Source organism: Portibacter lacus, from assembly GCF_021533215.1.
Taxonomy (GTDB): domain Bacteria; phylum Bacteroidota; class Bacteroidia; order Chitinophagales; family Saprospiraceae; genus Portibacter; species Portibacter lacus.
The window spans coordinates 46224-65434 of sequence record NZ_JAJNKA010000008.1 but is presented as its reverse complement, the minus strand read 5'-3'; the positions used below and the strand labels follow the sequence as shown (position 1 = coordinate 65434).

Below are 19211 nucleotides of genomic sequence, written 5' to 3'. Positions count from 1 at the left end.
TTAAACCATTCTTTTCATCCAGCTATCGCCTAATGGAACCAACCAGTGATTTATAAATTGATCTTTATTTTTCACCAATGGATCAAAAAATAAGGTCTCATCATTAATCTCTCCAGAGAGATAGAGTTCTTTAAGTTTTGCTTTTTTAGCTGTATAAACTTCGTCGTCTATGATATATGAAAATATCATTCTATCGAAAAAATCAACATTATAATGTGCTCCCAGGTCCTTAATAAACCGAACAGAAGAATCTATAGAGCAACCACTAGCTCCAGCCTGAGATTCATCTACAAACAAGCACAGCAAGCGATTATGAAAGATATTTCCATACGCTTTTAACTCCCTACTGTGGCTCACCCACTGACTTACGAAATTAAAAATATGTTGTTTTATTTCAGGTATCTTCTCTTCAGGAATGACATCTGAACAGTGATATATCCATACCTTAGAGCCTTCATCGAGCGCTATTAAATCAGTCATTTATTTACCATTGATTATTCGTAACAATTAATTCTGCAAGATCGTAAACCATGATATCATCTTGTTTTTCCACAGCTTTGATTCCATCTTGTAGCATCGTCAGGCAAAATGGGCAATTTGCAGCAACTATGGTAGCATCTGACGCTAAAATGTCCTCCGTTCGCTCTGTATTTATTCTTTTATCACCTGGTTCATCCTCTTTGAACATCTGAGCACCTCCTGCTCCGCAGCATAAACCCTTAGTTTTGCAACGCTTTAATTCCACAAGATCGCCATCTAAAGCTTCTAAGACTTTCCTTGGCGCCATATACTCCCCATTAACTCTTCCAAGGTAGCAAGAATCGTGATATGTTATTTTCTTTCCTTTGAAACTACCTCCTTCTACTTTCAGCTTGCCTTCATCTATTAACTCTTGCAATAACTGAGTATGATGGATGACTTCATAGTTCCCACCTAAGGCCGGATATTCATTTTTTAATGTATTAAAGCAATGTGGACATGCCGTAACGATTTTCTTCACTTCATACATGTTCAGCATTTCGATATTTTGCAGTGCAGACATCTGAAATACAAATTCATTTCCTGCTCTTCTCGCTGGATCTCCAGTGCATGATTCTTCGTTTCCTAGAATGGCAAAATCGATCTCTACATTCGTTAATATCGTAGCCAATGCCTTAGTCACTCGTTGAGCTCTAGCATCAAAACTTCCAGCGCAACCGACCCAAAAAAGTATTTCTGGTTTCCTTCCCTCCGCTGCGAGGTCTGACATTATTGGTACATTCATATATTTATAATTCTATTGATGTCAATAAATGGAATGTTAGTCTCCATTCATCAACTAATATGCTTTAATTTATTCCTTAGTCCAGGCGTCTCTATCATCTGCTAATTGCCATACTGCTCCGCCATTTTCAATTGCGGTAAACATTGGTGTCCAATCAGCCGGACCTGCAGATTCTGTTAATATCTCATACCTCCTCATCTTTAAAATTGGCTCCAATGGGTCTATCATGATTGGACAAGCTTCTACACATGCATTACAAGTTGTACAAGCGTGTATTTCTTCTCGTGTGATATAATCAAATAATGATTTCCCATCATCATAATTATCTTTCGTCAATACTGTTCCTTCTTTCCGCTTCTCTTCATTTATAAATTTCACATCACCTGTTTCTAGATTCTTACTGACTTCCGTCACTCGATCTCGGATATCCATCATAATCTTTCGCGGTGATAATTTCTTTCCCGTAATATTCGCTGGACATTGAGCTGTACATCGCCCACATTCTGTACAAGAATATGCACCTAAAATGTTCTTCCATGATAAGTCAAAGACATCATTAGCTCCGAACTCAGGTATTTCATCCGTCATTTCTGCTTCAGGTGCAAGTCCCATCATCGATTTCACCTCGTTCATGATTTCTGGCATATTTTCCATTTCGCCTCTTGATTTCAATTTGGCATAATAAACATTAGGAAAAGCAAACATGATGTGCAAGTGCTTAGACTTAGGCAGGTAATTCAGAAAAACATAAACGGTAAGAATATGCAACCACCAGCCAAACCGCTCTATCACCACCAATACACCTTCAGGAAGACCATCAAAAATAAATGGTGAGAAAGTACTACTAATAGCCAAGTAACCAGTATCTGGATAATGAGCAGGATCTAGTTTTTGTAAGGCAACATCCGCTCCATTCATACTAAAAATACCGATTAGCAAAGCTAACTCACCGAATAAAATCAAATTAGCATCTAACTTAGGCCATCCATTCATTTCTGATTTTACAAACCTTGGAATTTTCAATAAATTCCTTCTTGCCAAAAAGACAATGGTAGCAACAAACGCAAGTACTGAAAGCACTTCTATGAAATTAATCAGAAATGTATACAGCCCTCCGAGATACGGAGCGAAAAAACGATGTACTCCGAAAATTCCATCAATTAGAATCTCTACTAACTCAACTTGAGTTAGTAAAAATGCTGCATATATAAAGAAATGAAAAACTGCTGGGATCAGATTCTTGAACATCTTTTTCTGACCAAAGGCAACAAGAAAAACATTCTTCCACCTCTGACTCTCGTCTCCTTCAGTGGTTTCGGGCTTTCCCAAAAAAATATTAGCTCTCAATTTCGAAAATTGCTTATACGCTAAATAGAAAGCAGCAAATGTAATGATGATAAATATAATTTGTCCTAAACCCATAGTATAGAATATAAAATTTGACTCTGAGTCAAAAATGCATATTTAATTCGATAACTTAAAAATAAATCTCTTTAAAGTTAAAAGATTTTCACGATGAAACTACGTTTTCTGTACATTTGTCCATAATCTTTTAGAAAATGAATGTATTAGATAACGTACAGGTTCAGCAAAAAATCAAGCGAGTAGCTATAGAAATTCTAGAGTACAATTTTGATGAAAAAGAAATCATACTGCTCGGTATGAATAACAATGGTTATACGCTAGCAGAATTGCTCAAGGCCGAAATGGCATTAATCTACCCTAATCCTATCTCCATTCGAAGAATTACCCTAGATCCAAAGTATCCTAATAAAGAGGAAGCTATTATAGAAGAAGGTGTTCAGAACCTAAAAGGGAAAGTTATCATCATTATAGACGATGTTGCCAATACTGGTCGTTCACTATTTTACGCATTCAAACCCTTACTAAATATCTTACCTAAGAGAGTCCAAGTAATGGTTTTAGTCAATAGGAAACACAAAAGCTTCCCTGTAAAAGTTGACTACATGGGTTTAGAACTTGCGACCACTGTGAAAGAACACATTAAAGTTGATATCAAGAACAAAGGTAATTATAGCGTTGACCTCGAGTAAATAAAAAAAGGTCCTGTTGTTTCCAACAGAACCTTTATTGTATCTATAAAGTTAACGATTGTTAAATCTTAATAAGCTCTTTTTGTACTACGCCATCTGCAGTAATGAAGTGTAACACGTATTGACCTGCAGTAAAACTTGTTGCATTAATTACACCTTGCGCTGGACTTCCCTCCCAAACTTTCATGCCTAAGAAATTATAAACTACTACTTTTTCTAGGTCAATATTCGTTTCGAATAAGATGTTACTCTTAACTGGGTTAGGATATACTTTTACTAAATTTTCATCTAAGTAAAGTTCTTCCGTTCCACTAATCATTACCACATCATCATTATACCTAGGAAACAATTGGTAACCATCTAAGTAAGGCTCACTGCTATCAAACTGGCCTCCTAAACCTGTAACTTTTAATGTATTTCCTGGCAATGATTGCTCAGCAAGTTCTGTATCCGCATCGATTCTAACCGTAACAATCGTTCCATCTCCAGTTTCCATGTCTACATTAAAGGTACTTCCGTCTCCTTTCCATTCTGTAGGATCTATAACTGTAAGACTGTTGAAAACGACTAATTGAGACTCTGTATCTTCACTTAATTCGCTAGAAACGGTAGGCTCTACCAAATCATTCCCACTACTAATTAGTAAAATAGAATCCGCATTAATCTGAAGCAAGCCACTAAATTGACTAATCGAACCTCGAACAGTAATCATGTCTCCTTCATTATATGTATAACCTAGATCACCATCATTTAAGAACAAGCCAATTCCATCATTATCTTCATCAATTAATGTGAATTGTAGTCCACCAGGTCTAAAATTAATTCCATAAGTAACACCAGTAATTTGAACTTGAGAACCAACTGCAGTACCCACTCCATTTTCATCAATCTGCGTAACTTCACCAATAGTCTTCGTTGGGAAAGTTTCTACGAATTCATTAAATGGATCTATATCCGCTTTGTATCTAGGGAATAATTGGTATCCATCTAAATAAGGATCAGAATTATCAAATTGCCCTCCGATTCCAGTTACATTAAATGTTCCTTCTGGATACGAACTACCATAAAGATCGGCAACATCCGCGTCAATTCTTAAAGCAAAAGTCTCCGTACCGTTAGTTACATCAACATTGAATCCTGAACCTGTACCTGTCCATTGTGATGGATCTACTAAGGTTACATCCTTAATAGTTACCAAACTAGATTCTGTCATTTCACTTAAAGTCTCAACTGTATCAGCAGCAATTAATGTATTTCCCGCACTTACAAAATGAACTGTATCCAAATATACCTGAGCTAATCCATTGAATTGACCAATTTCTCCTTCTACTCTAATCTTGTCACCTTCCACTACAGAATATCCATAATCGGAAGATGCACTAAAAACACCGATTCCTTCATTCGTGTCGTCAATAATAGTAAACTGCAAGCCTCCAGGTCTGAAATTAATACCATAAACTGTTCCTTCTAGAATAGTAGAAACACCTTCATTTAATATTACACCATTTTCATCAATAGCCGATGCTTCAGCAATACTGATCTCGCAACTATTTAATGCACCTGGATTAGCGAAAATAAATTTACCATCTTCATATTCTCTTGCTGTCGCTGTATTAGATGCTTGCCAATTAGATGCCAGCTCATTATCAGAGTTAACATCACAAAGAGAAAGGGAACTTCCAAGACCATCCGCAATTTCTGGCCAGTCTCCACTATCACCATATAAAACATAATCTATAACTGCTCCATCAGCAGATGTAATCGTAACAGCATCTGAATTATTACCAAGTCCTCCGTTCGTGAATGGAATAGTTAACAAACCAAGGTCATTGATAAAACCAGAATACATTTTCTGTATAATCAAAAACTCTCCAGCAGGAAGTGTTGAATCAGGAAGTGTATAATTAATAACATTAGAAGAAAAGACCATTCCTCCTAGAAATACGTCAGAATCTCCAGCATTGTATACCTCTACGAACTCTAGACTATCGACATCATCAGATGAAGGATCATTATACATAATCTCAGTAATAACCAGATTCGGTAGGTCATTTACAACCGTTACGCTTCCTGTCATTCCTACACTTGAATGCGGATCACACTGATAATTATAAACACCTACTTTCGTAAATGTATATGAAAACTCCCAAGGAGCTGAAGCTGCATCTCCACTTAGAAAACCTTCAGGGTTATCTGGGAAAGTTGCTAGTGAGCCATTCACGTTATGAAAACCATCTTCGTTTTTCCAAATCACGGTTTCTCCAGCATTAATCGTAATATCAGCTGGTGAAAATGCTGTTCCAGACAAGGTTACTGTTACATCTCCTCCAGAGCCACACATCGCTGTATTAGCTGTTCCTGGTGTTCCCTTGAACTCGAGTGAGTTAATAAATACGCCACTTGCAGCAGTCGATGCTTTCCAGTTTTCTCCGATGCTATTGTCTGATTCTACAATGCAAAATTCTATAGATGCTCCCCCACCTGCAGCACCTTCGCTGTTGATCGGCCAGGGTCTTTCTGTCTGAAAGTCAACTTTGTTAACTTCCATAGAATCAGCATCTTGTAAGATAATCGGTTCTCCGCCATTACTTAAAGCACCTGCATCCCACTCCATCGCATTAATCCCTATTGCACTTTCGAATGCATCTGTATCTTTCACCAATAGAAAGTATGCTTTCGATGCAATTGTGGTATCAGGAAACAAGAACTCTACGCCTTGTTGAAAACTATAACCATTCACATTCACACCTTCGTCTCCTGCATTATAAATTTCAATGTATTCTAACGAATCTGTCCCACTTTCAGGTGGATTATACATAATTTCAGAAATAACTAATTGTGCATTTGATGCTGCACAAACACCTATAAATAGGGTAAAAAGTAACAATATCTTTTTCATTATAAATTAAATTTTTACAGTTTTAATTCAAATTTTCTTAAATATCAAAAATAGCAATATATAACTGAATCCTACATTTGTATTTAACAAAAAAAGTCCGCTTGAAAAGACAAGCGGACTTTTATATCATTTCTTTGTGTTTAGAAAGAGTACTTCAAACTTACGTTCCAAGTTCTTGTTTTTCCAAATTGAACAAAGTTAGATTTATTAACACCATTCCAGTTTTCACTTTCTACAGAAGAAGCCTCAACTGAAGAAGTCGCTCTAGAAATATATTCTGTTCCTAATAAATTATAGATATTTCCTCTTAACGTTAATAACTGACCATTAGCTAAGTCTACATTGTATCTAACGCCTAAGTCTAATAATCCAAAATCAGGTAATAATAATGAAGTAGTACCTACTCCGATATTAGAATAAAGATTGTTATAGTAGTTATACTTTAATGAAACGAAAAGTGGTTTGATTGGCTTCACATCAAGACCTAGACCAAAAGTTGTCTGGGCAGCACCACCTACTCTTACTCCATCTACATCGTCACCATCAGTTTGATATACCAATTCTCTGTTCACATCAAAATATTGACTATTCAGACTTCCTTGATAAGCCCAATCTCCTATAGAAGTATAACCTCTAACGGAAGCCATTTTGTTAATTTTATAAGAAAAATCTAACTCAACACCCGAGTGTAATTGATTTTGTAATGTGTTTCTAAATCCTTCACTTATAATAATGAAACCATTCGGTAATTCATCACCATCATTTAACGTTCTAGTTGTCGCTCGATCTTTCCAAGAAGTTCTATAAGCATTAAGGTTTAATGCAAAATTTTGATTTGCAAATTTATACCCAGCTTCTATTCCGAAAACTTTTTCTGGAACTGCTACAGGGTTTACAAAATTGCTAAAGTTCAAGTAGATATTATCGTGAAAAGGTTGTCTCTGGTAGAAACCAGTATTAAAGAAAATCGTGTTGTTCGTATTAATACTATATGAAGCACCACCCTTTACATTATAACCTAAATTATTCACATTTTCTGATTTTTCCTCTGCTTCAGTGTTGTTATGTAATTCAAATCTTACATGAGATTGATTAGAAATTGCACCTTGTAAAAAAGCAGAAATTCTACTATTGGTATATTCAAATTGAGAGAATGCTCCAGCATAAGAAATGGTTTCATCATTTCTATAATCGATAGATTCCGCAAGTGAAGCATTTTTGTACATCGCTGTCCAAGGATTAGCTGGGAATGTTTCAGAAACAATGTGGTTGTTAAATCTTGCTTTGTCAGATTCGTCAAACCCATTTAATCCTAAAAGATCCACTAATTCACGGTAGTGTGAACCATGGTAAGTTCTTAGATCTGCTCCAATGCTGAAATTCAGATTTTGGTTTAATTTTTTGCTATAGTTAGAAACTAAACCGTACCAAGCGTGATTATTTCTAGATCCTCTGATCGCTGTTCCTAAATACTGTCTATTCACATTATTAAGACCGATTCCTCCATCAACTTGTGCATTAGCAGCAATAACATTATCAAAGTCGATATGTCCATCAGCTGTATTATATCCATCTATTCGAGTATCACCATATGGTCCTGTTCCTCCGCCATTACCCCAAGAAGCATATGCAACGGTAGACAATGAAGATTGGTTATCGAACTTAAGATCCCAGTTAAGATTTGCTACCGGTTTGTGGTAATAGTTTCTTCTCATACTCAAGTATTCACCATCAAGTGTACCATAGTTGTTGTTAAACTTGATATTAAACTCATCAGGATTAGCTGGATCATTATAATGATCGCTTATTCGCTTATTAAAATTCTGATCATGGTATTGAGGAGCTCCAGTAATCAAAAAGTTAATCTTATTTCTATTATTGATTTTATAACCAGCGCTTATAAAATAATTTTGACCAGCTCCTTTAGTACCTTCTGCCCAACCATCACCTTGCCAGTGTGTTAAAAGAAAAGATACTCCGAATTTGTCATTAATCATGCCTGAGCTATAAGAAGCAGTTGCCTTCAAGTAGTTATCGTTACCATAAAGGATACTAGCATTACCACCTTTAGCAATATCAGTTGCCTTCATGATAATATTTATCGTTCCTCCAACTGAAGAAATTGCTAATTTAGAAGAACCTAAACCTCTCTGAATCTGAACTGCAGTTGCTACATCAGTCATTCCTGACCAGTTAGACCAATACATTTTGCCATCTTCCATTCCATTGATCGGCTGACCATTTAAAAGGAAGGCAGTATTCGTTTGGTCAAATCCTCTTGTAAAAATCTCAGAGTCTCCATATCCACCAGATTGTCCAGCAACATAGATAGAAGGTGTATTCTTCATCAATTCTGGGAATTCAACATTTCCAGAGTTAGCTTGAATTTCAGCAACTGAAATCGTAGAAACAGCAACCGGAGTTCTTCTGTCTTTCACGATATCCATCGTTCCTGTAATTGTTACTTCTTCAAGTCCCATTGCATTAGAACTTAACTCAACATTTCCTAAATCGATACTTCCAGTTTTCCCTGTTAAGTCAATTTCAGAGTCATTAAATCCAAGAAAAGTTAGTAGTAATACTGGATTACCTTCTCTTAAAGCTAGTGTGAAAGATCCATCAATATCGGTAATCGTACCATTAGATGTCCCCTTTTGTTGAACAACAGCACCAATTAATGGCTCAGCCGTTTCCTGATCTACTATTACCCCTGTAACAGTTTGGGCATTCATTGCAAACGCAAATAATGCAAAAATAGTGAGTGTGAAAAATTTTTTCATTCTAATTTGATTTGGTTAAATTTTTCACAAAAGTACTATTATATATCCAACATATTGAAATAATTAATATAAATTAATTGTAAATAAATATTTGACTTGAATTCAGAATAAAAAGCAAGTTTCTTCAGCTAACTGATTAAGAATCAATTATTCGATGTAGGTAAATTTAATGTTAACAAATTAAAATAGCTCAGCAATCATACATCGGGCACTTCCTCCACCATATTTTTCTATGGTATATAAAGGAGCATGAATGATTTGACTGTGGTTTTCAATTTTGCTTATTTGACTTTGATTCAAAGATTTGTAGGCTTGTTCTGACATCACTAAATAATGATAGCCTTCTTTGTTTTTCACTTCCAGCATATTACCCGCAAAGTGATTCATCTGATTTTCCGAAATTTCTATTATTTCTTTCTCCGATCCTTTTAAATGATCTACAACTTCTTTCTTTTCCCTTTCATCTTTGATGGTATCGAGACAAATAATAGCATACTCTTCTCCAAGTGCCATCATCACATTCGTATGATAGATTTCTAAGCCATTATCGTCCTTAGCGTAAAAGAAAACTTTCTTGTAATTCATAAGTATAGAAAACTTCTCCAGAAGTTCGACATTTGTCCGTTCACTTAGACAAGCATAGATGATTCGGTTATCTCTATCAAGGATCATACTGCCAGTCCCTTCTAGAAACTTATTTTCTGATTCGTAGTGCTCGAAGAAATACTGTCTATGATAAGAAAACTTTTCTTTGAGATCATTAATTATATCTTCACGTCTTTCCGTTCTTCTGCTTTCAGCAAACATTGGATAAGTAATTAATACCTCACCTCTATGCGTGGAGATCCAATTATTCGGAAAGATCGCATCCTTTTTTACTGGGTTATCTGAATCTTCATAAACGATTACTTCGATTCCTTTTTCCCTAAGCTTCTCCACTAATCCATCGAATTCTACCTTCGCCATTTCACTAATCTCCTCCTGTGATTGCACTCCTGAATTATCCTGAAATGCGTTATTCTCAGCAGTCTCATGATTAAAACCAAAATGAGCTGGTCTGACCATAAATACTTTATCTGTTATCGTTTCCATTTTCTTAATTATCGCGCAAATCTAATCATTTTACGAATGCATAGCTTGTTTTTTAATGCGTTCTGCATCTTTTTTTCCTAGATATTTCTCAATTATAAAATGCGCAAAATAAATTGCTGGCGTTAATACAATCGCCATTACAAACTTGTATAAATAATTAACCGTACCTATCGCCAGAACCCGAACCAAGTCCCAGTCGCCTCCAATATAAAATGCAATGATAAGAACCACGAAGCTATCTATGAATTGCGAAATAAGCGTTGAACCCGTTGCTCTAAGCCATATCTTACCTTCTCCTGTAATCTTCTTAATCTTATGAAATACGAAGACATCTATAACCTGGCCTACTAGAAAGGCCACCAAGGAACCTACTATTATCCAGAGACCCTGACCGAAAACTTTCCGAAATGCTAAGTCCATATCAGACACCTCATTACCGACCAAGGTCCCACTCACATCCCTCCACCAAAGATCCGGACTAATCCATATGGCAAAAAACACCATAACAAAAGCGTAACTTATCAACCCAACCGTTAAATAAGACAGAAACTTCACACCTTTCTGACCATAATATTCATTAATTACGTCTGTCATTACAAAAACCACGGGCCACAGCAGAACACCCGCAGTTAGACTAAACCCTAGACCATCTACTCCAAACAATGACAGATTCATCGGCTCCAAACCCAAGGTCCGTTCTAAAGAAAAAATCTTAATACCGATGAATTCAGCGACAATCGCATTAGCAACAAAAAAACCTCCCAGAATTAAAAAGAGTTTGTTGACTTTATTGGAAAGAAAGTGAGCCATTTATATTTGAGTTTGAGAAATTAAATATAAGCATTTCGTAATTGTTCAATGTTCCAGACAAGTAGTCCATTATTATAGTTGCCTTTCCATGAATTGCCATAACTTTCTAATATTCTTCTATTTTTTCCTTGGTTAAGAAGCTGAATTAGTTCATAAATAAAAATCATTTATCATTAAAGTCCATTCTACTAAACAATTATGGGTCTAAATCATTTGATATATTTGCACCAAATTAAGAAATACAATGGCTAAAATACCAATAAATCTTTCCACTGGAACAGTAGAGAAAAATGATGATTTGATCGTAGGAATAGATCTAGGAACGACTAATAGTCTGGTTGCACATATAGAAAATGGTACTGCAAAAGCAGTAAAAGATGAAAATGGCAAGCGCACACTTGTACCATCCATCATTCATTTCGATGATTCTGGGATCTTGGTTGGAGATCTTGCTAAAGAAAAACTGATTACTCAGCCTGAGAGAACGATATATTCTGTGAAAAGGTTGATGGGGAAATCCTATAATGATGTTAATGATTTCGAAAACTACCTTTCATATAAGATTATTGATCAAGATGAAAATGCATTGGTAAAGATTCAAGTTGGAGAACAGTTTTATTCTCCAATAGAACTTTCTGCAGAAATCTTGAAAGCACTTAAACTGAGAATAGAAAATAGGCTTGGACAAACGGTACAAAAAGCGGTAATTACCGTTCCTGCATACTTTAATGATACCCAAAGACAGGCGACTAGAGATGCGGGAAAACTGGCAGGGCTAGATGTTCTAAGAATCATTAATGAACCTACAGCTGCTTCTCTAGCATATGGAATAGGTGTTGATCCGAATGATGAAAAGACGGTAGCCGTTTATGATTTAGGTGGTGGAACTTTTGATGTTTCTATTTTACAGATTCAGCAAGGTATCTTTGAGGTATTGTCTACTAATGGAGATACTTTCTTAGGTGGTGATGACTTTGATCGTAAAATCATTGACTTTTGGATAAATGAAGGCTCCGTCGACGCTAGGAAATTTAACGAGGATAAGTCATTTAAGCAAGAAATTAGGCTTCAAGCAGAAGAAGCTAAGCAAGCTTTATCGAGTAATGATTCTTATACTAATAATGGTTTATCTATTTCTTTAGGTCAATTTAATAGCCTCATTCAACCGTTAATTGACCGGACAATCGATTCGTGCAGAAAAGCACTTTCAGATGCTAACTTAACATCTTCAGATATTTCAAATGTAATACTTGTAGGTGGATCCACAAGGGTTCCTCTTGTAAAAACTGCGGTTTCTGAATTTTTCGGGAAGACAGTAGAAGACAAAATTAACCCTGATGAAGTGGTTGCCCTTGGTGCTGCTATTCAAGGAGATATTCTTGCAGGGAATCAAAAAGGTATGTTGCTGCTAGATGTTACGCCATTATCACTTGGTATCGAAACCGTAGGTGGACTGATGGATTCGATTATTCCTAGAAATAACAAGATTCCAGCGAAGGTTGGTCGAAATTACACCACTTCAGTTGATGGACAGAAAAACTTAAAAGTTAGTGTTTACCAGGGAGAGCGTGACATGGTAGAAGACAATCGAAAACTTGGTGAATTTATCTTAAGTGGTATTCCTCCCATGCCAGCAGGTATTCCGAAGATCGAAATCCAATTTATTTTGGATGCTGATGGAATTCTAGTCGTTAAAGCATCAGAACTAAGATCAGGGATTGCGCAGAAAATAGAAATCAGGTCTCAGTATTCATTGAGTGAAGAAGAAATGGGAAAGATGTTGTTGGATTCGTTTACCCATGCGGAAGGTGATCTAGCGAAAAGAGCGCTTTTAGAGGCTCGAAACGAAGCGAACAATGTGATTTTATCTTCTAAGAAATTCATAGATCACAATAAGAACTTGTTTACCAAGGAAGAAATCGAACAGCTAATATCCATGACGAAGGAATTAGAGGTTGCAGCGAAGGGAGATGATAAGGATGCGATTAATAGCTCTATGGAAAAATTAAATGTTTATTCTAGACCTTTAGCTGAGAAAGCCTTGGATTATGCGATAAGTGATGCATTGAAGGGAAAGGAATTGTGATTTGTCTAAATGCTATGTAGACCTGCAAGCTTCCTGTTTTCTTCGGAATAAAGTTCAAGCTTCTTTAGACAGATTATCATTCAAGTTTTGCGAGCATAGGACCTCGTACTTCAGAACGAAATAATTAAGATCAATTTCGATGAGAAACCTTTAAATGAGCAACAAGAGTAGAGATTGGAAGTGTTGTAGTTGTTTTGCACACGAATTAAACCGCATTCAGCTCAGCAATCCTTGCACTCGCTCGAATACTTCCCGCGGCTTACTGGTCTAAATGCTATGTAGACCTGCAAGCTACTTGTTTTTCTCGGACTAAAGTCCAAGCTCCTTTAGAAAGTTCATCTTTAAAGTCATACGAGCATAGGACCTCGTACTTCAGAACGAAATAATTAAGATCAATTTCGAGGAGAAACCTTTAAATGAGCAACAAGAGTGTTGATGGAAAGTGTTGTAGTTGTTTTGCACGCGAATTAAACCGCATTCAGCCCAGCAGTCCTTGCACTCGCTCGAATACTTCCCGCGGCTTACTGGTCTAAATGCTATGTAGACCTGCAAGCTTCTTGTTTTGCTCGGACTAAAGTCCAAGCTCCTTTAGACAGTTTATCATTCAAGTCTTGCGACCACTGGACCTCGTACTTCAGTGCGAGATTATTGAGAATAATTTCGATGAGATACCTTTAAATGAGCAATAAGAGTAGAGATTGGAAGTGTTGTAGTTGATTTGTACGCGAATTAAACCGCATTCAGCTCAGCAGTCCTTGCACTCGCTCGAATACTTCCCGCGGCTTACTGGTCTAAATGCTATGTATACCAGCAAGCTTCTTGTTTTTCTCGGACTAAAGTCCAAGCTCCTTTAGAAAGTTCATCATTCAAGTCTTGCGACCATAGGACCTCGTACTTCAGAACGAAATAATTAAGATCAATTTCCATGCGATACCTTTAAATGAGCAACAAGAGTGTTGAAGGAAAGTGTTGTAGTTGATTTGCACTCGAATTAAACCGCATTAAGCTCAGCAGTCCTTGCACTCGCTCGAATACTTCCCGCGGCTTACTGGTCTAAATGCTATGTAGTCCTGCAAGCTTCTATTTGCAGTCTTAAGACTAATGTTCATTGCCTACCTTAACAACGTCACTGTACCTAGAACATCCTCTTCATAGACATCACCATTCTCTCGAAATCCTGAAACATGTAATTCATAAAAGTAAACATCAGAAATAGCGATCTTCCCATGAAACTGACCATCCCACCCTATCGTTTCATCCATACTTTCATACACAATTTCTCCCCAACGATCCTTGACCAATAGGCTAAAAGACGTTATATCATGTCCTTCTATTCTCCATATATCATTAATACCATCATCATTAGGTGAAAAAACATTAGGAATGAAAAATTCTGTAGGGCAACGTTCTTCCATAGAAATATTTACTTCCTGAAAACACCCGAATTCATTCGAAACGGTTACTGCATAAAATCCATCTCCATCAACAAGGAATTCTTGATCTGAAGTACCATCATGCCATTGATAAGTTTCAAAATCACCCGGATTCAGAAAAATCTCAGTCCTTAAATTGCAATAGAAAACGTCTTGGTTGAAATCTGGATTGGGTAACGGAAAAATATCAACATTAGAAATAGATGGATAAGTAGCACATCCTGAGACAATACCCACAACTGAATATTGACCATTGTGACTAAGTTCAGATTCTGATATTTCTGGAAACTGTTCTTCTGAAAGGAATCCATTGGGTCCTGTCCACAAATAGCTCGCATTTGCCACATCAGTGGCTCCTAATTCAAAACGCTCTTCCTCACAAACCATTACATCTCCAATGGTCTCCACGCCTTGTCTTAAACTTATAACAATATCCTTATTAAAAGTATCGACCGTTCCTATACAATCATCTGTTATAATCAACATCGCAGGGAAACTACCTAACTCATCATAGTACATTTCAAAGCTTCGATCTGTCCGAATAATATCATTCCCAAGATCCCACAGAAAAGAATAACGCTCTTCTGGTAAATTGGCATCAAAAAACACCGTATCATTTAAGCAACCTCCATCTGGTATAGGGTTAACATTGATCGTATTAAAACTTGCCCCTCCACTATATGCGTAGGATTCCGCTGGTCCATAACCATAAGCTGAAGCGATAACGCCGCAGCCTTCTGAAATTATCGTATGCGCACCAGCCCTAACTTCTAATCTAATAAAACTATATAAACCATCCGCCCCCACAGCCTCTATTTCAGCCGAATTAGGGATGCCTCCTCCATCCACGGTTATCAGTGGTATATCACTGGTAAATGCAATAATATTGATATAATTTTCTTGAATATCTTGTAGTCTAGAGTTAAACAGCGTCACCGTATCTCTTGTCTGTGTTACACTATTTAACATGAGCATAGATGGATCACCTATACTATAGCCGCCGCAATCAGACCCAACTATAAAATGCCCAACTTGAATTGGTTTATTCGCTTCAATCAACTTTGCACTTGAATATCTTTTTTCAACAAACTTCCCCTTACTTAAGATTATATTTTCAACATTTCCATTGCTGCTTTCTATGCTTATCTGTGTATTGTTTTCTGCTGCCATAATTCTAAAAATATCAAAAGACATTTTAGCACTAGGAACTGTGACAAATTTCTTCCCCCAGGTACCTACCGCATACATCTGCTCCATTAAATTATCTCTAGCATTACATCCATTCGGCACTTCTGTCCATGAATTCCCAGAAAAGAATGCAAAATTTTTATCTCCTTTAATATATGTTCCTGATAAATCCCCAGAAGCATTAGCTGCCTGAACTTGATAAGTTTCTCCTTTATCCAATGTAATATTAATCTTCTCACCAGCAGCTTTACCACTTTTTATTCGATCACTCAGCTCTATTTCAATAATCGTTTCATCTGCTACAGCAACTATCAGAAATTCAGATGGATAGTCTTGCCCTTGGTTATAAACGCCTTGGTACGTCATGGCGAAATAAGAACTGCCTATAGAATTCACAGGCAAAACAACGGACGCTTCTGACCTAAATTGGTGATACTGATGAATGTATACAGAGACTGGCAAATCAGAAACAACTTGAACCCCTGTATTATCAAATGACTCCGACCCGATATTTTCAGTTAAATCTGGAAGGGTAATGACGATTACTTGGCCCGCTGCAACGGTGTAAGTTTCTGTCCAATTTCGATTCGGTATGCTTACTCGCCCACTGGTATTGAACTTCGAGGTAATCATCACTACTTTCTCATTATTATTGATATCGATGTGTTCCATAAACCCAAACCAAAATTCATTCCCTTCGTTCGTCTGACTTGAAAGAGAAAGACATAAAAAAAGAAGACTGATTATTCCTAAAGCTTTCAACATTGGTTAATTAATGGATTGTTAAGTCAAGATAAATGTTAAAACTAACATTTTCTACCAGTGTTATAACGGCTTTACTTTAAAATTGTATGGAAGTTCAATAATTATCATTCAATTACCTGAGCAAAGTTATGGTACCCAAATATTGATCTTCTTGAATAGCTCCTTCTTCAATGTTGCTTTTAATGTTTACTTGGTAAAAATAAACACCTGGTGCTGCCTTTTCTCCTAGAAATTCGCCATCCCATCTAGGATCTGCATCCTCACTAAAAAAGACTACCTCACCCCATCGACTTTTGACAATCACAGACATCTCGATAATTTCATTCCCAAAGATCAAACGTCAATGTAATTTGTAACTAAATCAATAGAACCTGTAAAAGACTTCTGTAAACCTGGAATTTCAACAATTCCTGAAGTTTCGTATCTAGAAGTAATGATGACTATATTTCTTCCATCGTTAACATAGTCATAAACATACGACCCTAACCAAAATTCAGTCCCTTCGTTGGTCTGACTATGAAGCGGTAAACAAAAAAAGAAAAGAAATATGATTCCTAAAGTTTTCTTCATGGGCGGAACTTAATTTCCTACTCAAGATACGTATTAAAACTAACATTTTCCGCTAGCGTCTTATGCACAGGGCACTTATCAGCAATTTCCAGTAATCGAGTTCGCTGCTCATCGCTCAAGTCACCTTCTAGTGCAATACATACATCGATGTGGCTGATTTTACTTTTTGGATTTGAGCAATCAGCGCAATCGTCTGCATATTTCCGATCAAAGGAAAGATGAACATTAACGGTTTCAAGCGGCCACTTTTTTCTACGCGCATACATCTGAAGGGTCATTGCCGTGCACGCTCCGAGCGCTGCATTTAATAATTCGTATGGAGAGGGGCCAAAATCATTCCCTCCTAAATTCTCTGATTCATCAGCAACAAGTCCATGTCTACCAGCCATTATCTCCGTTGTGAAACCTTCATTTTCTAGCTTCACCATAACTTGCTTCGTTGTGGTTAGCTTCACTTCTTCTTTCTGTGTTACATATCTCTGAACCCATGATCCTATGACACGGCCGGCGTAGAATGAATCACTTTTATTATTGAGCATGTGATTCGCCCCATTCAAGGTAACGAAACTTTTAGGATGTTTTGCTGCATGGTATATTTGAGCTGCGTTTTCGATTTCTACTACTCGATCTTGAGGTGAATGTAAAATTAACAGCGCTTTGTCAAAATCTTTAATGATTTCAAGAGTATCTTTTCGAGAAAGGTCTTCTATAAATTGACGTCTTATGGTAAATTCTCTGTTATCTACAGAAATGATTGCCGCACCTTTTTCATTGATTTCTTCTATAGAATCACCGATTAAATTTTTCACATGTTCTGGTTGGAAGGGCGCACCTATCGTCGCCACGGCTTTCACAGATTCCATTTCTGCTCCAGCATAAAGTGCAGCTGCACCTCCAAGTGAATGACCAATTATAATGCTTGGTGATTCATAATTTTCACTGAGATACTTAGCGGCGGCTTTGATATCATCCACATTTGTTGAAAAGTTTGTGTGACTAAAGTCTCCCTCACTTTCTCCTAATCCTGTAAAATCAAATCTGAGCACAGCAATACCTTCTAAATTCAAAGCACGACTAATATGTCTTGCTGCTTTTAAATTTTTATTTCCTGTAAAAACGTGGGCAAAAATGGCGTATGGGTATGGTTTCTTTATCATCGGAAGCTCGAGCTTTCCGCTTAATAACTTCCCATTAGCATTTAAAAATGAAACTTTCTGTGATGGCATCTTAAACAATATTAATTTGCCAAATATAACATTTAGTGAGCTCTTCTATATAGGCCTAATGACTTAAATAGGTACAATAGAACCCGATGTAAACTCCCGGACGAAGTATTCTTCCTCTTAATCCTGATAGGAGGTCTTTTATGAATGGCCTTAATTTTAATTTCAGAATGAGGCATATTGTAACTTTTATTTAATTTGTTCATTTTTATAACTATTGTCAATAGTCTTTTGTTTGATGACACCTAAAATTTAGATTATCCTTAACATTAAGACGGTAATGGAAGCCATTTGTCACAAATTGAAAATTTTTAACATTTGTCCGCATTTGGTAAAAATTAATTTATTATTGGACTTAGTGATTTATCATGACTATATTGTAATAGAAATAAAATAAAATCAGTTATTAGATCATATTATGAAACTTGCACCCCAGATAACTAAATTCTATGTACTATACTTGCTGATGGCTGGTATCTTACTTAGTAGTTGTGACTTCACGCAAAAAGAGATCATTTCTGATTCCAATATCAGAACCATAGAACTTGAACCAGAAACTCCTGATGTTCCTACTCTCGAATTAAATGCAACCAGAGAAGAACTCAGCCAATATGATTGTGATTTAAACTGGATCCTATTTGACTACAATTCTGATTTACTTTCTAATACTGCAAAACTTGAACTTGAGAAAGTGGCTTTAATAATTGACCAAAATTCAAACTTCAAAGCTAGGATTAGAGCATTTACAGATAGTAAAGGTCGCAGAGAATACAATGAGAAACTTTCTGCTAGAAGAGCAAATCAAGCAAAACAGTATCTAATATCAGAAGGGATCTCCGTAAGAAATATCAGTATCGATTCCTATGCCGATTCGAAACCAATCGCCCTAAACACCGAAGATGATACTGGAAGAAGGTATAATCGAAGAATAGAATTGTTCGTATTGGACAATCTAAACAATACTGTATGCCGCTCGCATCCTCCTGAAATCCCAAAGTCATTAAAAGTTGAGGTTCAATAAGTTATCTATTCGTTAATTAATCATTT

At 36.5% G+C, this 19211-nt stretch carries 15 protein-coding genes; 3 read left to right on the top strand and 12 right to left on the bottom strand.

The window, feature by feature from the left end:
- From L2586_RS14660 to L2586_RS14650, 3 genes are all read right to left on the bottom strand, one after another.
- On the bottom strand, positions 1-480 hold the full coding sequence (locus tag L2586_RS14660; RefSeq protein WP_235293670.1) for a hypothetical protein: 480 nt from the start codon (positions 478-480) through the stop codon (positions 1-3).
- Between the two features lie 4 nt (positions 481-484).
- Positions 485-1264: a (Fe-S)-binding protein gene (locus L2586_RS14655; RefSeq protein WP_235293669.1), complete on the bottom strand. Its 780-nt coding sequence runs from the start codon at positions 1262-1264 to the stop codon at positions 485-487.
- Positions 1265-1333: 69 nt separating this feature from the next.
- Complete coding sequence (locus tag L2586_RS14650; protein ID WP_235293668.1) at positions 1334-2686, bottom strand: (Fe-S)-binding protein; 1353 nt, start codon at positions 2684-2686, stop codon at positions 1334-1336.
- Positions 2687-2823: 137 nt separating this feature from the next.
- Here L2586_RS14650 and L2586_RS14645 point away from each other — a divergent pair, with 137 nt between their 5' ends.
- Positions 2824-3318, top strand: a complete 495-nt coding sequence (locus L2586_RS14645) for a phosphoribosyltransferase family protein (protein WP_235293667.1) — start codon at positions 2824-2826, stop codon at positions 3316-3318.
- Between the two features lie 61 nt (positions 3319-3379).
- Here the strand turns inward: L2586_RS14645 and L2586_RS14640 are convergent, their stop codons facing one another.
- The 4 genes from L2586_RS14640 to L2586_RS14625 all read right to left on the bottom strand — a co-directional run bounded on the left by L2586_RS14640 (position 3380) and on the right by L2586_RS14625 (position 10899).
- Positions 3380-6217 (bottom strand): lamin tail domain-containing protein, encoded by a 2838-nt coding sequence (locus L2586_RS14640; protein WP_235293666.1) that lies wholly within the window; start codon positions 6215-6217, stop codon positions 3380-3382.
- A gap of 140 nt (positions 6218-6357) precedes the next feature.
- Complete coding sequence (locus L2586_RS14635; RefSeq protein WP_235293665.1) at positions 6358-8997, bottom strand: TonB-dependent receptor; 2640 nt, start codon at positions 8995-8997, stop codon at positions 6358-6360.
- A gap of 180 nt (positions 8998-9177) precedes the next feature.
- Positions 9178-10089 carry a citrulline utilization hydrolase CtlX gene (ctlX, locus tag L2586_RS14630; protein WP_235293664.1) on the bottom strand — a complete coding sequence of 304 codons (912 nt, stop codon included), beginning with the start codon at positions 10087-10089 and terminating at the stop codon, positions 9178-9180.
- A 30-nt stretch (positions 10090-10119) separates the two neighbouring features.
- Positions 10120-10899 carry a queuosine precursor transporter gene (locus L2586_RS14625; protein WP_235293663.1) on the bottom strand — a complete coding sequence of 260 codons (780 nt, stop codon included), beginning with the start codon at positions 10897-10899 and terminating at the stop codon, positions 10120-10122.
- 244 nt (positions 10900-11143) lie between these two features.
- Between L2586_RS14625 and dnaK the strand changes: the two genes are divergently transcribed.
- On the top strand, positions 11144-12985 hold the full coding sequence (dnaK, locus tag L2586_RS14620) for a molecular chaperone DnaK (RefSeq protein WP_235293662.1): 1842 nt from the start codon (positions 11144-11146) through the stop codon (positions 12983-12985).
- A 798-nt stretch (positions 12986-13783) separates the two neighbouring features.
- Here dnaK and L2586_RS24495 read toward each other — a convergent pair.
- From L2586_RS24495 to L2586_RS14600, 5 genes are all read right to left on the bottom strand, one after another.
- The gene (locus L2586_RS24495; RefSeq protein WP_262914166.1) at positions 13784-13912 is read right to left on the bottom strand and encodes a hypothetical protein; all 129 of its coding nucleotides are present in this window, start codon (positions 13910-13912) and stop codon (positions 13784-13786) included.
- A gap of 185 nt (positions 13913-14097) precedes the next feature.
- Positions 14098-16371, bottom strand: coding sequence for a T9SS type B sorting domain-containing protein (locus tag L2586_RS14615; RefSeq protein WP_235293661.1), 2274 nt, complete (start codon positions 16369-16371; stop codon positions 14098-14100).
- 112 nt (positions 16372-16483) lie between these two features.
- Positions 16484-16708: a T9SS type B sorting domain-containing protein gene (locus tag L2586_RS14610; protein ID WP_235293660.1), complete on the bottom strand. Its 225-nt coding sequence runs from the start codon at positions 16706-16708 to the stop codon at positions 16484-16486.
- Complete coding sequence (locus L2586_RS14605; RefSeq protein ID WP_235293659.1) at positions 16705-16941, bottom strand: hypothetical protein; 237 nt, start codon at positions 16939-16941, stop codon at positions 16705-16707. Before L2586_RS14605 ends, L2586_RS14610 begins: the two co-directional genes overlap by 4 nt.
- A gap of 17 nt (positions 16942-16958) precedes the next feature.
- Entirely contained in the window at positions 16959-18167 is a 1209-nt protein-coding gene (locus L2586_RS14600) for a bifunctional alpha/beta hydrolase/OsmC family protein (protein ID WP_235293658.1), read from the bottom strand.
- 415 nt (positions 18168-18582) lie between these two features.
- Between L2586_RS14600 and L2586_RS14595 the strand changes: the two genes are divergently transcribed.
- Positions 18583-19185 (top strand): OmpA family protein, encoded by a 603-nt coding sequence (locus L2586_RS14595; protein ID WP_235293657.1) that lies wholly within the window; start codon positions 18583-18585, stop codon positions 19183-19185.
- The last annotated feature ends 26 nt before the right edge of the window (positions 19186-19211 follow it).

What these genes read in the sequence shown, in the direction of transcription:
- L2586_RS14655 (WP_235293669.1), bottom strand. Translation starts at nt 1,264, where the DNA reads ATGAATGTACCAATAATGTCAGACCTCGCAGCGGAGGGAAGGAAACCA.
- L2586_RS24495 (WP_262914166.1), bottom strand. Translation starts at nt 13,912, where the DNA reads ATGGAAATTGATCTTAATTATTTCGTTCTGAAGTACGAGGTCCTATGG.
- L2586_RS14650 (WP_235293668.1), bottom strand. Translation starts at nt 2,686, where the DNA reads ATGGGTTTAGGACAAATTATATTTATCATCATTACATTTGCTGCTTTC.
- L2586_RS14660 (WP_235293670.1), bottom strand. Translation starts at nt 480, where the DNA reads ATGACTGATTTAATAGCGCTCGATGAAGGCTCTAAGGTATGGATATAT.
- L2586_RS14595 (WP_235293657.1), top strand. Translation starts at nt 18,583, where the DNA reads ATGAAACTTGCACCCCAGATAACTAAATTCTATGTACTATACTTGCTG.
- dnaK (WP_235293662.1), top strand. Translation starts at nt 11,144, where the DNA reads ATGGCTAAAATACCAATAAATCTTTCCACTGGAACAGTAGAGAAAAAT.
- L2586_RS14615 (WP_235293661.1), bottom strand. Translation starts at nt 16,371, where the DNA reads ATGTTGAAAGCTTTAGGAATAATCAGTCTTCTTTTTTTATGTCTTTCT.
- L2586_RS14635 (WP_235293665.1), bottom strand. Translation starts at nt 8,997, where the DNA reads ATGAAAAAATTTTTCACACTCACTATTTTTGCATTATTTGCGTTTGCA.
- L2586_RS14640 (WP_235293666.1), bottom strand. Translation starts at nt 6,217, where the DNA reads ATGAAAAAGATATTGTTACTTTTTACCCTATTTATAGGTGTTTGTGCA.
- L2586_RS14600 (WP_235293658.1), bottom strand. Translation starts at nt 18,167, where the DNA reads ATGCCATCACAGAAAGTTTCATTTTTAAATGCTAATGGGAAGTTATTA.
- L2586_RS14605 (WP_235293659.1), bottom strand. Translation starts at nt 16,941, where the DNA reads ATGAAGAAAACTTTAGGAATCATATTTCTTTTCTTTTTTTGTTTACCG.
- L2586_RS14625 (WP_235293663.1), bottom strand. Translation starts at nt 10,899, where the DNA reads ATGGCTCACTTTCTTTCCAATAAAGTCAACAAACTCTTTTTAATTCTG.
- L2586_RS14645 (WP_235293667.1), top strand. Translation starts at nt 2,824, where the DNA reads ATGAATGTATTAGATAACGTACAGGTTCAGCAAAAAATCAAGCGAGTA.
- ctlX (WP_235293664.1), bottom strand. Translation starts at nt 10,089, where the DNA reads ATGGAAACGATAACAGATAAAGTATTTATGGTCAGACCAGCTCATTTT.